Here is a 12,979-nt window from a genome sequence, read left to right on the forward strand (position 1 = left end):
CGGACAACCGCATCGGCGACGCGCCGATGCTGCCTGAGCTGCTGACGCAGCTCCCGGCGACTGAAGCCGTGGCGACGGTGAGCGGCGATGGTGCCTATGACACCAAGGCCTGTCATGCCGCGATTGCGGCACGCGGAGCCGCCGCCGTGATCCCGACCCGCAAGAATGCGCAGACCTGGAAAGGCAGCAGCGCGGGCGTCGAGGCTCGCAACGAAACCTTGCGATCAACCCGGCACCTGGGCCGGACGATCTGGAAGAAATGGAGTGGTTACCACCGGCGCAGCGCCTGGTGGAAACCAAGATGGGTTGCTTCAAGTTGCTGGGCGAGCGGGTCATGGCCCGAGATTTCGACCGCCAGGTGACGCAGCTTCAGGTGCGCGCGGCGATCCTGAACCAGTTCACGCGCTTGGGCACGCCACACACGATACGTGTGTCCTGAGCAGACTGGGGAAAGGGGTAGCTGCGCTCAGTGGGGCAATTGCGCAACAGCGCCGCGCATTGGGAATGTAGCCGGTGGTCCGCACCGCCTGCATCACTTTCTCCACCGTCTTGGGACGGACCAGATGCGGTGCGTTCAGCGCCCTGCTGACCGTCATCGGAGACAGCCCTGCACTGCGGGCGACATCTTCCAGCGTCGGCGCACGAGCTGGCTGGGATTTCTTCACTGCAGACTCCCTCGAAAAATCGGCCAACTCGTTCTCATAGTGCTCATCATCTCGGGGCGATAGCCAGCATCGCATTACACGAATGCACAAGTGTAGCGACCTGCCACGTTACTCCAGATGCCCGTGGATGCACCTTACCCATTTCCTGGAATCTGTTCACGACCCTGTCATGTAGCGCGCTGCCACTGGCGGCATCCGCCCCGCAAGGGCGCACCCATCCATGCTGTGCTGCGGACGCACAAAAGAGAACCCCGGCCCAAAAGGTCCGGGGTTCTCTGTTTCGCCGAACCCGTCCGATGGGACGGGTTCATGGTGCGATCGCAGGTGCTGCTTAGAAGCCGCCCATGCCGCCCATGTCAGGCATGGAAGGCGCTGCAGCGGGTGCTTCGTCCTTCGGCGCCTCTGCCACCACGGCTTCGGTGGTCAGCAGCAGCGAAGCAACGGAGGCGGCATTCTGCAGGGCTGTGCGGGTCACCTTGGTCGGATCGAGAATACCCATTTCGATCATATCGCCATAGGTGTCGTTGGCGGCGTTGAAGCCGTAGTTGCCCGTGCCTTCCAGCACCTTGTTGACGACCACCGAGGGCTCGCCACCGGCGTTGGAGACGATCTCGCGCAGCGGTGCCTCGACCGCCTTGAGGATGAGCTTGATGCCAGCTTCCTGCTCGGGGTTGTCACCCTTGACCTTGCCAGCGACGTTGGCCTTGGCACGCAGCAGCGCCACGCCACCACCGGCCACGATGCCTTCCTCGACGGCTGCGCGGGTTGCATGCAGTGCGTCTTCCACGCGGGCCTTCTTCTCCTTCATCTCGACTTCGGTGGCAGCGCCAACCTTGATCACTGCCACACCGCCGGCCAGCTTGGCCACGCGCTCTTGCAGCTTCTCACGGTCGTAGTCGGAAGTGGCTTCCTCGATCTGGATGCGCACTTGCTTGACGCGTGCCTCGATGTCCTCGGCCTTGCCTTCGCCATCGATGATGGTGGTGTATTCCTTGCCCACTTCGATGCGCTTGGCTTGCCCCAGGTCGGCCAGCGTCACCTTCTCGAGCGACAGGCCAACTTCCTCGGCGATCACCTTGCCGCCGGTCAGGATGGCGATGTCTTCCAGGATGGCCTTGCGACGGTCACCGAAGCCAGGTGCCTTGACGGCCACGACCTTGAGGATGCCGCGGATGGTGTTGACCACCAGCGTTGCCAGGGCTTCGCCTTCGACATCTTCTGCGATGATCAGCAGCGGACGGCTGGCCTTGGCAACGGCTTCCAGCGTCGGCAACAGGTCGCGGATGTTGCTGATCTTCTTGTCGTAGAGCAGCACGAACGGGTTTTCCAGGACGGCAACCTGCTTGTCCGGGTTGTTGATGAAGTACGGCGAGAGGTAGCCGCGGTCGAACTGCATGCCTTCGACGACATCCAGCTCGTTTTGCAGCGACTTGCCTTCCTCGACGGTGATCACGCCTTCCTTGCCGACCTTGTCCATGGCTTCGGCGATGATCTTGCCCACGTCCTCATCGCTGTTGGCGGAGATGGAGCCGACCTGGGCGATTTCCTTGGAAGTGGTGATCTGCTTGGATTGTGCCTTCAGCTCTTCGACCAGTGCGGCAACGGCCTTGTCGATGCCGCGCTTGACTTCGATCGGGCTGTGGCCAGCTGCCACGTACTTCAGGCCCTCGCGGACGATGGACTGTGCCAGCACGGTGGCCGTGGTGGTACCGTCACCGGCGATGTCGTTGGTCTTGGAAGCCACTTCCTTGACCAGCTGCGCGCCGATGTTCTGCAGCTTGTCCTTGAGTTCGATTTCCTTGGCCACGGACACACCGTCCTTGGTCACCGTGGGGGCGCCGAAGGAACGCTCCAGTACCACGTTGCGGCCTTTCGGGCCAAGCGTGACCTTGACGGCGTTAGCCAGGATGTTGACACCTTCCACGATGCGCGTGCGTGCATCGATGCCGAAAACTACGTCTTTTGCTGCCATTGTGATAGCTCCGAAACTTGAAAATTACAGGGGAGATGCCCGGTCGGGCCATTGCGCCTGACAGGCGCGGGCAGACCGAATCCGGATAGCAACTCGAAATACGGGAAAACCAGCGAAAATGCTCCGGCCGGTTTACTTCTCGACGATGGCCAGGATGTCGTCTTCCTTGAGCACCAGCACTTCTTCGCCATCGACCTTGACGGTCTGGCCTGCGTACTTGCCAAACAGCACGCGGTCGCCGACCTTCACGTCCGGCTTGATTTGCTCACCATTGTCCTTACGCTTGCCGGGACCGACTGCCAGCACTTCGCCCTGGTCAGGTTTTTCTGCAGCGTTATCGGGGATCACAATGCCGGCGGCAGTCTTGGTTTCGTTTTCCAGACGCTTGACGATCACACGATCGTGCAGAGGACGCAATGCCATGTTTCTCTCCTGAGAATAGTGAAAATGGGTTGAACAATGAACCGCCCGAGCGGCAAGCGCGGCCCGGGCGCATTGGCTGGCAAGTGCTTCGAGAGCCTTGGCGCCTCGGCAAACCGTCTCTGTTAGCACTCACCCGCAACGAGTGCTAATGATACGAGGGATTTCGGCAGTTTCAAGACCATGGCACAAAAAAATCCCTGCGCATGGTCATGCACGCACATTGCGCCATCAGGCGCTCGCGGAAAGCCCAGGCAATTGCAGCAGTTGCGCCAGGATGGCGATGGCGATGACCGCCGGCTGCTTGGCTGTGACGCCGGAGATCCCCAGCGGGCAGACCAGCCGCTGCAACTGTGCCTGCGTATAGCCGCGGGTGCGCAAGCGCTGCTCGAAACTCCTGCGTTTGGTGGCCGACCCGATCAGGCCGAGAAACGCAAAGTCGCCGCGGTCCAGCACTGCCCGGGTCAGCGCAAAGTCCAGCGCGTGGTTGTGGGTCAGGATGAGATAGGCCGCCCCGGCTGGCAGCGCCTTCACCTCGGCCACGACGTCATCGCTGGGGTGCGGCACCACATTGCCGGGCCATTGCGATGGAAACTGATCGGCACGCTCATCGAACCAGTGCACTTGCAGGGGCAGCCCCTGCGCCGCCCGCACAATGGCGCGACCCACGTGCCCGGCCCCGAACAGCGCCACGGCCTGCACCTGGGGCACGAAATGCTCCTCCAGCCAGTAGTCGGTGCCGGCTTTATCCTCCGAGCCCCAGGCAAGCTGCAGGGCTTCCGGCGCTTCATGTGCTGGATGCCGCTGCTCTGCGGAGCATGAAGCGACCCGACGCTGCTCCAGCGTGGTGCCGCACAGCAGTTCCCGGCCTGCCTGCGTATAGCGCCCCAGGCGCACCAGTGTCTGTCCCGCCGCGCCCTGTCCCAAGCGAATGCTGTGTTGCACCCATGGCAGATCCGCCGAATCCACACACTCGAACAGCAGCTCCACGGCGCCACCACAGCATTGGCCCAGGCTGGCACCCAGCGCATAGCGTTGCACGCGCCACTGCGCGCTATGCCCAGCGCCGTATTCGGCCAGGCAGTCTCGCGCCTGCGCAATGGCCTGCAGTTCAAGATGCCCGCCACCAATGGTGTCAAACACCGCCCGGGCGGTGACCAGCATGCGTGCCCCAGCGTTGCGCGGCACCGATCCACGCGTGGCCACCACGGTGACCAGCACAGCGGCCTCGCCACGCAGCAGTGCGGCGTGCAAGGGCATCAGCCATTCGGGCATGCAGCCTCCTGCGGCCAACTTGTTGCGATTTGGATGACAAACAAAAACAGCATGGTCCAGCAAAGTAAAGCCAACGGGCCAGCACGCAAGCAGAAGCCGTGCCATGCGCTGCAGCGCCGCGCGCATTGTGCGCCATGGCGTTGCGGCAGCGCCGCAGTCAGCCGTTACCATCGCAGCTTTGCATCTGCACGCCGTCCATCATGTCCACCCTGGCCCATGAATTTCGCTTGATCCGCCTGGAGCGCTGGGCAGCGACCCTATGCCTGCCGCTGCTGGGCCTGTTGCAGGCGTGGGCGCTGGCCGACGGGCAGGGCCGCGCACACGGTGGCGTGCAGATACTCGCACTGGCAGGCTTTTTCCTGTTTCTCGACGGCGCGCGATCGCTGCGGCAAGCGGCCTGGCGCGGCTGGTGGTTTGCCACATGGTGGCTCAGCGGCGTGTGTTGGTGGCTGTTCATCTCGATGCATGTCTATGGCGGTCTGCCCGCACCGCTGGCTGTCGCAGGCGTCGTGGCTTTGGCGGCAGCGCTTGCGCTGTATTACGGCGTCGCCGCCTCGCTGTACTGGTGGACACGCGGGCTGGGATTCATGGCCAGCGCCCTGCTGTTTGCGGCCTGCTGGACGCTGGCGGAGCTGGCGCGCGGCCAATGGCTGACCGGCTTTCCCTGGGGCGCCATCGGCTACGCCCATGTCGACAGCCCGCTGGCATGGCTGGCCCGCTGGGCTGGCGTGTATGGCGTCGGCGCCATCGCCGCCGCACTGGCAGCCCTGCTGGCGCTGTGCGTCGTGGCGGTGCTGGGCTACATTTTCGGCCGATTCATCAGTGCGGCACGCCTGCCGGTCACCGCGCCGCGCATGGTTTCCGCCTACGCCTGGCTGGCGGTGCTGCTGGTGGCCATACTAGCTGGCGGGCATTGGCAGCGCGCGCAGTTTGGCGAGGTGGACGCGCAGCTGGCCGCGCGCAAGCCGGTAACCCTGGCATTGCTGCAGGGCAACATCCCGATCGCAGAGAAATTTGACCCCGGCACCGGCGTGCTGGATTCGCTGCGCTGGTACGGCGAGCAGTTCACCCAGCGCAAGGAAGCGCTGGTGATCGCGCCCGAAACGGCCATTCCCGTGCTGCCACAGGATCTGCCCCCGCGTTATCTGGAGATAGTCACTGCGCCCTACCGCAGCGGCGATCAGGCCCTGCTGACCGGATTGCCGCTGGGCGACACAGAACGCGGCTACACCAACTCGGTACTGGGCGTGCGACCGGCAGGCGCCGGCGCGACCGACTCCTCGCCGGTCGACTATGTCTACAGCAAGTCGCACCTCGTGCCGTTTGGCGAGTTCGTGCCACCGCTGTTTCAGTGGTTCAACGACATGATGGACATTCCGCTCGACAGCTTCCGGCGCGGCGCGGTGGTGCAGCCCTCATTTGCGTGGCAAGGCGAGCGCTTTGCGCCCAACATCTGCTATGAGGACTTATTCGGCGAAGAGCTGGCGCGGCGTTTTTCTGATCCACAGCAGGCGCCGACGGTGCTGGTGAACTTCAGCAACATCGGCTGGTTTGGCGACGGCGCGGTGATCGACCAGCACCTGCACATCAGCCGCATGCGCACGCTGGAGCTGGAGCGCCCGATGGTGCGCGCCACCAATACCGGCGCCACAGCCATCATTGACCACCGTGGCAGGGTCGTGGCCAAGGCACCACGCGCCAGCGTGGCCGTGCTCAGCGGCGCCGTGGTCGGCAACGGCCACGACGGCAGCGCTTCCAGCATCACGCCCTATGCGCACTGGGCCTCGCGGCTGGGACTGCTGCCGCTGTGGGCGCTGGCACTGCTGACCGTCGCATCCTGCGCCGTTGTCGGCACGCGGCTGCCAAGGATGTACCACAGCCGGTGATGTCACCGACATGGCGCTGCGACGGTGCGCGGCGCCACCGCACCCTCAATGGCTGTGGCCATGCTCCCCATGAGCATGCCGATGGCGGATCTCTTCCTGCGTGGCAGGCCGCACCGACAGCACGCGCACCACAAAGCGCACATGCTGGCCAGCCAGCGGGTGGTTGCCATCCAGATGCGCCTGCTGGCCCTTGATCTTGACGACGCGATAGCGCTGCGGCGTCATGCCATCGTCGCCAGGCAGCTGCACCTGTGCGCCAATCTTGGTACCTGCCGGCAGCTCACTGCGCGCCACCACGCGCACCAGCCGCTCGTCACGCTCGCCGAAACCGTCCTGTGCGGGGAGATCCACTGTCGTTGCAAATCCTGGCAGCTGCCCCTGCAGCGCCGCCTCGATCTTGGGCAGGAGGTTGTCGTAGCCACCATGCAGATAGGCCACTTCCTCGGCCTTCGATTGCAGGGGACGCCCTAGGGCGTCATCGATGCGGTAGCGGATCGTCACGACGGTATCGGCTTCAACGGGAGATGGCGTTGCGGACATGCTGGCTCACACAAGAGAAAGGAAGAAACGTCGCCATCCACCCTGGGGCCGGCTGGCCAACGCGGTCACCCCTGCGGACGCCGCCAATGGTCACAGACCTGCAAGCGCCGCATGTGGCGACAGAAGAGCCCGTAGTGTAGCGAGGTGGCAGCCTGCGCCAGCAGTGCGGGCAAGGTGCAGAAAGCTCCACCTAATTATTTCTTTTATCGAAACTGTAATGTGATTTTAATGATATTTATCTTTGAATAAAGGAACATTACAGTCACTGCATGCATCAGGCACCGCCTGGCTTGGTCTGCAAGGTTCGCACAGCGCTGCAGGCCATCAATCCTTTGCATGTGCACAATTTCAGGGGAAAGCCATCATGACTACATTCAGCAAATCCATTGCCAGAACCCTCGCTGCCATCGCCATCGCAACCGCCGGCGCGGCAGGTGTGCAGGCACAAACTGCCATGCCCTATGCGGGCGAACAACCGCGGGCCTCGGACTTCGACGCCCGCCCGACTGTCGGCACGCCGGCAGACCGCGCGGCCGTCCATCAGGCAGCGGTGGAGGCCATTGCCAATGGGCGCCTGCGCGATGCACCCGTGTTCGCTGCGCAGCCCGCGCAGACGGGCGCCTCGCTCACCCGCGAGCAGGTGCATCAGAAGGCCGTGCGCGCCGTCAAGGACGGCACCCTGTCCGTCGGCTGACGCCTTTTCGGGCCTGCCGCCCCGGGTCCTGGCCCTAGCAGGCTCGAGCAACAAAAAGCCCGCCAAGCGCACGCCTGGCGGGCTTTTTTTTTCACGAAACAGGCCTGCGCGCGCCCCTATTGCAGGTGCGCCCCCAGCTTGCCAGCCAGCTCGAACATGCCCACACGGTCCGCCCCCAGCACCGCGCGCAGCTTGTCATCGGCAACGATGGTGCGCTTGTTACTCGGATCTTGCAGATTGTTCGCCTTGATGTAGTCCCACAGCTTCTTCATGGCCTCGGTGCGGGCCACGGGTGCCTCGCCGATGACCGCTGCCAGTGCTGCGCTGGGCTTCTTGCCCGCAGCCGGCTTGCGGGCCGTCTTTTTCGCGGCCGCAGCCTTGACCGTGGTCTTGCTGGCGGCCTTTGCGGGGGTTTTGGTTGCGGTCTTGCCTGCCGCTGCAGCGCCAAAGCGGCCGCGCGCGGGTTTGCCTCCTTCGCGGGGCTCGAACGCAAAATTGACCTTGCCAGCTTGCGCATCCCACACCAGGCGGGCCTTGAACGGGCGGCGCGTGCGGTTGGAGATGAACTTGTCGAGCACGTCGGTCTGGCCCTCGGCCAGCAGCTTGCGCATCTGCTCGGGCTCGATGGGCTGCTGCAAGATAACCTTGGCGACCTTGAAGGTGCTGGTGGGCTTGGGATTTTGCGCGGTGGGCACCGCCAGCTCGCTCACGTAGCTGTTGCCCCACTCATAGACCATGCCCTCATCCGCGGGAGACTTGCCCAGCGGCTGCTGACCGCTGAAATCGGCCAGCTCGCCATCGCCCTCCTGGCGCTTGTCATCGCCAAAGTCGAACTCCAGCTTGAGCAGCTTGCCGTCCTCGGCAGGCACGAGCGTCAGCTCAGCAGTAAATGGCCAGCCAGCCTTGGAGCGAAAGCCCTCCAGCGGGCCGATGCGCCGCTGGCGCACCAGCTGTTCGGCCTCCTCGACGGAGAAAGTGCGTCCGCCCGGCGATTTCGTGAAGGAAAAGCCGCAGCCTTCGCTGGCGCCGTCCTGGCCCGCGCAGGCATAGCGGCGATAGTTCTCCTTGACAACACCGCCACAGCAGGGGCACGGTGTCGCCAGCGTCGCATAGTCGCCGGGAATGGTGTCGCGGTCATACTCCTTGGCCTTGCGCACAATGCGCTCGGTCATCGCGGCGATGTCGGCCATGAAGGCTTCGCGGCTGAGCTTGCCTTTTTCGATCAGGTTGAGCTTGTACTCCCAGTCGCCGGTCAACTCGGGGCGGGAGAGTTCCTGCACCTGTAGCCCGCGCAGCAGCGTCATGAGCTGAAATGCCTTGGGGGTGGGAATGAGCTCGCGCCCCTCGCGCAGCATGTACTTCTCATTCAGCAGCCCCTCGATGATGGCCGCGCGCGTCGCTGGCGTGCCCAGACCCTTTTCCTGCATGGCAGCGCGCAGCTCCTCATCCTCGACCTGCTTGCCGGCGCTTTCCATGGCGCCCAGCAGCGTCGCTTCGCTGTAGCGCGCCGGAGGGCGGGTCTTGAGTGCCTTGACTTCGGCTGCATCGGTCTGCACCGTCTCGCCAGGCTGCACCGGCACCAGCGACTTGCCCTTGTCGCCTGCCTTGCCGTCCTTGTCGGTCGCGATCTCGCTGTCGGCGTCCTTGCCGTAGATGGCGAGCCAGCCGGGCTTGACGAGGACCTTGCCCTCGCTCTTGAAGTGCTGCACCGGCGTGGGCAGCGACGGCGTGGGGATCGTGGTGATGCGGGTGGTCACCAGGTATTCCGCGCTCGGATAGAACACCGCCATGAAGCGGCGCGTGACGAGGTCATAAATCTTCTGCTCGGCATCGGACAGGCCCGACGGCGGCTGCGTCGTGGGGATGATCGCAAAGTGATCGCTGACCTTGCTGTCATCGAAGATGCGCTTGCTCGGCTTGATGTAGCCGCGCTCCAGGGCGTGGGCCGCATGCGGTGCCAGATGCCCCAGGCGGCTGTGCGAAAGCGCGCGGAAGGTGTCCTGCGCAACGTTCAGGTAGTCCTGCGGCAGGTAGCGCGAGTCGGTCCGCGGATAGGTCAGCGCCTTGTGCCGCTCGTACAGCGCCTGCGCCAGCGCCAGCGTGGTCTTGGCCGAAAAACCGAACTTGCCGTTGGCCTCGCGCTGCAGGCTGGTGAGATCAAACAGCAGCGGGCTAGCCTGCGTGGTCGGCTTGGCCTGCTCCTGCACCGTGCCGCTTTGGTGCAGCACGGCCTGGGCGATGGCGCGCGCGTGCTGCTCCTCCCAGATGCGTTCGGCACGGGCGTGCTCGTCCTCGCCCTTCTTGAAGGCGGGATCGAACCAGCGCCCGGAATACTGGCCGGCCTGCACGGCAAAGTCGGCATGGATTTCCCAGTAATCGCGGCTGACGAACTTGCGGATCTGCTCCTCGCGCTCGACCACCAGCGACAGTGTGGGCGTCTGCACGCGCCCGACGGTGGTGAGAAAAAAGCCACCGTCGCGGGAGTTGAAGGCCGTCATCGCCCGCGTGCCATTGATGCCAACCAGCCAGTCGGCTTCAGAGCGGCTGCGCGCGGCATCGGCCAGGCCACGCATCTGCGCGTCGCTGCGCAGGTTCTCGAAGCCTTCACGGATGGCTTGCGGCGTCATCGACTGCAGCCAAAGGCGCTTGACCGGCTTGCCCAGCGGCTGGCGCTTGCCGCCCTTGACAGGGCCGGCGTACTGCTCGATCAGGCGGAAGATCAGCTCCCCCTCACGCCCCGCATCGCAGGCGTTGATGAGCTCGGTCACATCGGGGCGGCGCGCGAGCTTGGTCACCGCGTTCAGACGCGACTTGGTCTTCTCCACCGGCTTGAGGTCGAAATGCGGCGGAATGACCGGCAGATTGGCAAAGCTCCACTTGCCGCGCTTGACATCGAACTCCTCGGGCGCCTGGATCTCGACCAGGTGACCGACGGCGCTGGTGACGATGTAGCGCTCGTTCTCGAAATATTCATCATGCTTGCTGAATGCACCTGCCACCGGCGTGAGTGCGCGGACGATGTCCTGCGCCACCGATGGTTTTTCAGCAATGACCAGGGATTTGGACATTCTTTAGGGTTTCCGGGGAAATCTGGGAGCTCCGCACAGCGCAATGCATACGCGGCCCCCTGGTATTGGATCGATGAGCCACAGCGCGCAGCGCAGCCGCAGCGCCGTTGTCCAGCCCTACAATCGCACCAGCGCAACGCGTACTTCGACACCGGGCCACCATGGCCGGAACGCACACGCACTGTCGCTTCCTTTTTATAAATTAACAGAAGTTTGCAGCCATGCCGAAATCCCCCACGCGTGCGGCCAGTGCCGACAAGCCCCGCGCCGGGCGCAGGACGCAGGTCAGGCGCTCGGGCGTGCATGGCCGTGGTGTCTTTGCGCTGCAGGACTTCGCGCCTGGCGACCTGGTCATCGAATACCGCGGTGAGCGCATCAGCTGGGCCGAGGCCGAACGCCGTCACGAGGCCAAGGCGGGCGATCCCTTTCATACCTTCTTCTTTCAGACCGAGCGTGGCGACGTGATCGACGGCGGCAGCCACGGCAACTCGGCACGCTGGATCAACCACTCCTGCGAGCCCAACTGCGAGGCGCAGGAGGACGATGATGGCCGCATCTTCATCGTCGCCCTCACTCCCATCCAGGCCGGGCAGGAGCTGTTCTACGACTACGCGCTGGAAATCGACGAGCGCCTGACCCCGGCGCTCAAGCGCGACTACCGGTGCCTGTGCGGTGCGCCCAGCTGCCGCGGCACCCTGCTCAAGACGCGCCGCAAGCGCACGCCCGCCAAACCCGGCACCAGCACCGCCCGGCAAGCCCCGCGCCCATGACCACTGCTGCCGAACTGGCTGCCATTGCTCGCAGCGTCGCCAACGCCTACCCACAGCTGCACACCGAGTGGGTCGCCAGCATCGATTCCACCAACAGCGCGCTCATGCGCCGTGCAGCATCGGGCGAGACAGCGCCCACATTGCTGATCGCGGATGCGCAGACAGCCGGGCGTGGGCGCATGGGCAAGCAATGGCATTCCAGCCCCGCCGGCGCCCTGACCTTCAGCATTGGCCTGCCACTGGCGCCGGCAGATTGGTCCGGACTGTCGCTGGCAGTCGGCGTCACGGTCGCCTCGGCGCTGCGGCAATGGGCGCAGGCCCAGGCCCTCGCGCCCCAGCAGTCGAACGCTCGCCTGGGTCTGAAGTGGCCCAACGACATCTGGCTGATGGACGCGCAAGGCCGCGGCCGCAAGATGGCCGGCATACTGATCGAAACCGCTGCCCTGCACACCATCGGCGCGCCAGCGCCTGGCCGCTACGCCGTAATCGGCATCGGTCTGAACCTGACAGCGCAGCCCGCCGACGGCAATGGCGTGGCACCGATCGGCCTCACGCAGTGGCTGGCATTGCCCGCCGCGATGCAGCAGGACATGCAGGCATTGCGCGCTGCGCTGCTGCAGGCCATTGCCCCCGCACTGCTGATGCAGCTGCCGCGCTTTGTGCAACAGGGGTTTGGCGGTTTCGCCGACGCCTATGCTGCATGGGACCTGCTGCGCGGCCGTGCCGTTACGCTCAGCGATGGACGCAGTGGCCGCTGTCTGGGCGTAGATGCCAAAGGCGCCTTGCTGCTGGCAGATGGCAGTGGCGGCACCACGGCCATCTCCAGCGGAGAAGTCAGCGTCCGCCCTATCGCCGCGCCTGTACCTTGAGAGGTGTTTGTCGTCATGCTGCGCGCCTTCATTGTTCTGCTTGCCGCTGCCAACCTGCTGCTCTTTGCCTGGACGCAGGGCTATCTGCCTGCGACCACGCCGCAGCCTCCCACTGCCGCGGCAAGCCGCAGCGACGCCGCACTCGCGCCCATTGAACCGCAAGCCATTGTGCTGCTGGATGCCGAAACGTTTGCCGCATTGCAGGCCACGCCACCGCTCGCCACCGTCGAGCCGCAACAGGCGCAGGAGGCGCCCGCGCCAGCGAGCGAAGTGGCGGCAGTGGCAGCACCGGCAACACCGCCCGCCGATGCGGCGCAGGCGCAAGGCGATGCCAACGCCCCCGCGCAGCCTGTGTGCCGGGTGGCAGGGCCATTTACCGACGCGCAACTGGAGCCGCTGCGCGCCGCCCTGGCCGACCTCGCACCCGCGCTATGGCGCAGCACGCAGACGAGCCAGAGCGGGCGATGGATGGTGTTCTGGGGCGGTGTCGACGACGAACTGTTGATCAACGCACGGCTGGCCGAGCTGCAGGCGGCCGATATCGCCCATGAGCGCTTGCGCAACCACCCGGCCGGGCCGGGCTTCTCGCTGGGGCGCTTTTCCACCGAAGCTGGCGCCGAGCAGCAGCAGCGCGCACTGGCACAGCACGGCATCAATGGCACGGCGATCGTGATTGAGCGCGCACCAGCGGTGCTGACAACCATCGAGTTTCCCGATTACGCGGCGGTGCAGGCCCAGCTGGGCAACCGCCTGCTGCCGCTGCTGGGCGATCAGGCGCTACGGCCTTGCTGAGGAAGGTCTTCCAACAGGCCTAGAGGCA

The 12,979-nt window shown here is 64.8% G+C and carries 11 protein-coding genes and 1 pseudogene; 6 read left to right on the top strand and 6 right to left on the bottom strand.

Going from position 1 to position 12,979, the window contains the following annotated elements:
* A pseudogene (locus tag AAV94_RS14570) lies at window positions 1–439 on the top strand (IS5 family transposase); the annotation flags it as partial.
* Here the strand turns inward: AAV94_RS14570 and AAV94_RS15275 are convergent.
* The 4 genes from AAV94_RS15275 to xdhC form a co-directional block, all read right to left on the bottom strand.
* Window positions 399–740 carry a LacI family DNA-binding transcriptional regulator gene (locus AAV94_RS15275; protein WP_197407998.1) on the bottom strand — a complete coding sequence of 114 codons (342 nt, stop codon included), beginning with the start codon at window positions 738–740 and terminating at the stop codon, window positions 399–401. The pseudogene AAV94_RS14570 and the gene AAV94_RS15275 sit on opposite strands and share 41 nt — an antisense overlap.
* A 256-nt stretch (window positions 741–996) precedes the next feature.
* On the bottom strand, window positions 997–2,637 hold the full coding sequence (groL, locus tag AAV94_RS03715) for a chaperonin GroEL (protein ID WP_046740994.1): 1,641 nt from the start codon (window positions 2,635–2,637) through the stop codon (window positions 997–999).
* A gap of 132 nt (window positions 2,638–2,769) precedes the next feature.
* Window positions 2,770–3,060 (bottom strand): co-chaperone GroES, encoded by a 291-nt coding sequence (gene groES / locus AAV94_RS03720; protein WP_046740995.1) that lies wholly within the window; start codon window positions 3,058–3,060, stop codon window positions 2,770–2,772.
* Between the two features lie 228 nt (window positions 3,061–3,288).
* Entirely contained in the window at window positions 3,289–4,332 is a 1,044-nt protein-coding gene (xdhC, locus tag AAV94_RS03725; RefSeq protein ID WP_046741037.1) for a xanthine dehydrogenase accessory protein XdhC, read from the bottom strand.
* 200 nt (window positions 4,333–4,532) lie between these two features.
* Here xdhC and lnt point away from each other — a divergent pair, with 200 nt between their 5' ends.
* A complete protein-coding gene (gene lnt / locus AAV94_RS03730; protein WP_084824721.1) occupies window positions 4,533–6,218 on the top strand; it encodes an apolipoprotein N-acyltransferase in 1,686 nt (561 codons plus the stop codon).
* A gap of 45 nt (window positions 6,219–6,263) precedes the next feature.
* Here the strand turns inward: lnt and AAV94_RS03735 are convergent, their stop codons facing one another.
* Entirely contained in the window at window positions 6,264–6,758 is a 495-nt protein-coding gene (locus AAV94_RS03735; RefSeq protein WP_046740996.1) for an FKBP-type peptidyl-prolyl cis-trans isomerase, read from the bottom strand.
* Window positions 6,759–7,122: 364 nt separating this feature from the next.
* On the opposite strand from AAV94_RS03735, the gene AAV94_RS03740 reads away from it, so the two are divergent.
* Window positions 7,123–7,452, top strand: coding sequence for a hypothetical protein (locus tag AAV94_RS03740; protein WP_046740997.1), 330 nt, complete (start codon window positions 7,123–7,125; stop codon window positions 7,450–7,452).
* Between the two features lie 116 nt (window positions 7,453–7,568).
* Here the strand turns inward: AAV94_RS03740 and AAV94_RS03745 are convergent, their stop codons facing one another.
* Window positions 7,569–10,520 carry a DNA topoisomerase III gene (locus tag AAV94_RS03745; protein ID WP_046740998.1) on the bottom strand — a complete coding sequence of 984 codons (2,952 nt, stop codon included), beginning with the start codon at window positions 10,518–10,520 and terminating at the stop codon, window positions 7,569–7,571.
* A gap of 221 nt (window positions 10,521–10,741) precedes the next feature.
* On the opposite strand from AAV94_RS03745, the gene AAV94_RS03750 reads away from it, so the two are divergent.
* The 3 genes from AAV94_RS03750 to AAV94_RS03760 are packed head-to-tail and all read left to right on the top strand — an operon-like array spanning window position 10,742 to window position 12,951.
* Window positions 10,742–11,290, top strand: a complete 549-nt coding sequence (locus AAV94_RS03750; protein WP_046740999.1) for an SET domain-containing protein — start codon at window positions 10,742–10,744, stop codon at window positions 11,288–11,290.
* Window positions 11,287–12,159 carry a biotin--[acetyl-CoA-carboxylase] ligase gene (locus tag AAV94_RS03755; RefSeq protein WP_046741000.1) on the top strand — a complete coding sequence of 291 codons (873 nt, stop codon included), beginning with the start codon at window positions 11,287–11,289 and terminating at the stop codon, window positions 12,157–12,159. The genes AAV94_RS03750 and AAV94_RS03755 overlap by 4 nt, the downstream gene beginning before the upstream one ends.
* Window positions 12,160–12,174: 15 nt before the next feature.
* Complete coding sequence (locus AAV94_RS03760) at window positions 12,175–12,951, top strand: hypothetical protein (RefSeq protein ID WP_046741001.1); 777 nt, start codon at window positions 12,175–12,177, stop codon at window positions 12,949–12,951.
* Window positions 12,952–12,979 lie beyond the last annotated feature (28 nt).

It is taken from the genome of Lampropedia cohaerens, from assembly GCF_001005215.1.
GTDB classification, from domain to species: Bacteria; Pseudomonadota; Gammaproteobacteria; order Burkholderiales; family Burkholderiaceae_C; genus Lampropedia; species Lampropedia cohaerens.

Bases quoted from the DNA above. Each gene is read 5' to 3' on its own strand.
- AAV94_RS15275 (WP_197407998.1), bottom strand. From the start codon at position 740: ATGCGATGCTGGCTATCGCCCCGAGATGATGAGCACTATGAGAACGAG.
- groL (WP_046740994.1), bottom strand. From the start codon at position 2,637: ATGGCAGCAAAAGACGTAGTTTTCGGCATCGATGCACGCACGCGCATC.
- groES (WP_046740995.1), bottom strand. From the start codon at position 3,060: ATGGCATTGCGTCCTCTGCACGATCGTGTGATCGTCAAGCGTCTGGAA.
- xdhC (WP_046741037.1), bottom strand. From the start codon at position 4,332: ATGCCCGAATGGCTGATGCCCTTGCACGCCGCACTGCTGCGTGGCGAG.
- lnt (WP_084824721.1), top strand. From the start codon at position 4,533: ATGTCCACCCTGGCCCATGAATTTCGCTTGATCCGCCTGGAGCGCTGG.
- AAV94_RS03735 (WP_046740996.1), bottom strand. From the start codon at position 6,758: ATGTCCGCAACGCCATCTCCCGTTGAAGCCGATACCGTCGTGACGATC.
- AAV94_RS03740 (WP_046740997.1), top strand. From the start codon at position 7,123: ATGACTACATTCAGCAAATCCATTGCCAGAACCCTCGCTGCCATCGCC.
- AAV94_RS03745 (WP_046740998.1), bottom strand. From the start codon at position 10,520: ATGTCCAAATCCCTGGTCATTGCTGAAAAACCATCGGTGGCGCAGGAC.
- AAV94_RS03750 (WP_046740999.1), top strand. From the start codon at position 10,742: ATGCCGAAATCCCCCACGCGTGCGGCCAGTGCCGACAAGCCCCGCGCC.
- AAV94_RS03755 (WP_046741000.1), top strand. From the start codon at position 11,287: ATGACCACTGCTGCCGAACTGGCTGCCATTGCTCGCAGCGTCGCCAAC.
- AAV94_RS03760 (WP_046741001.1), top strand. From the start codon at position 12,175: ATGCTGCGCGCCTTCATTGTTCTGCTTGCCGCTGCCAACCTGCTGCTC.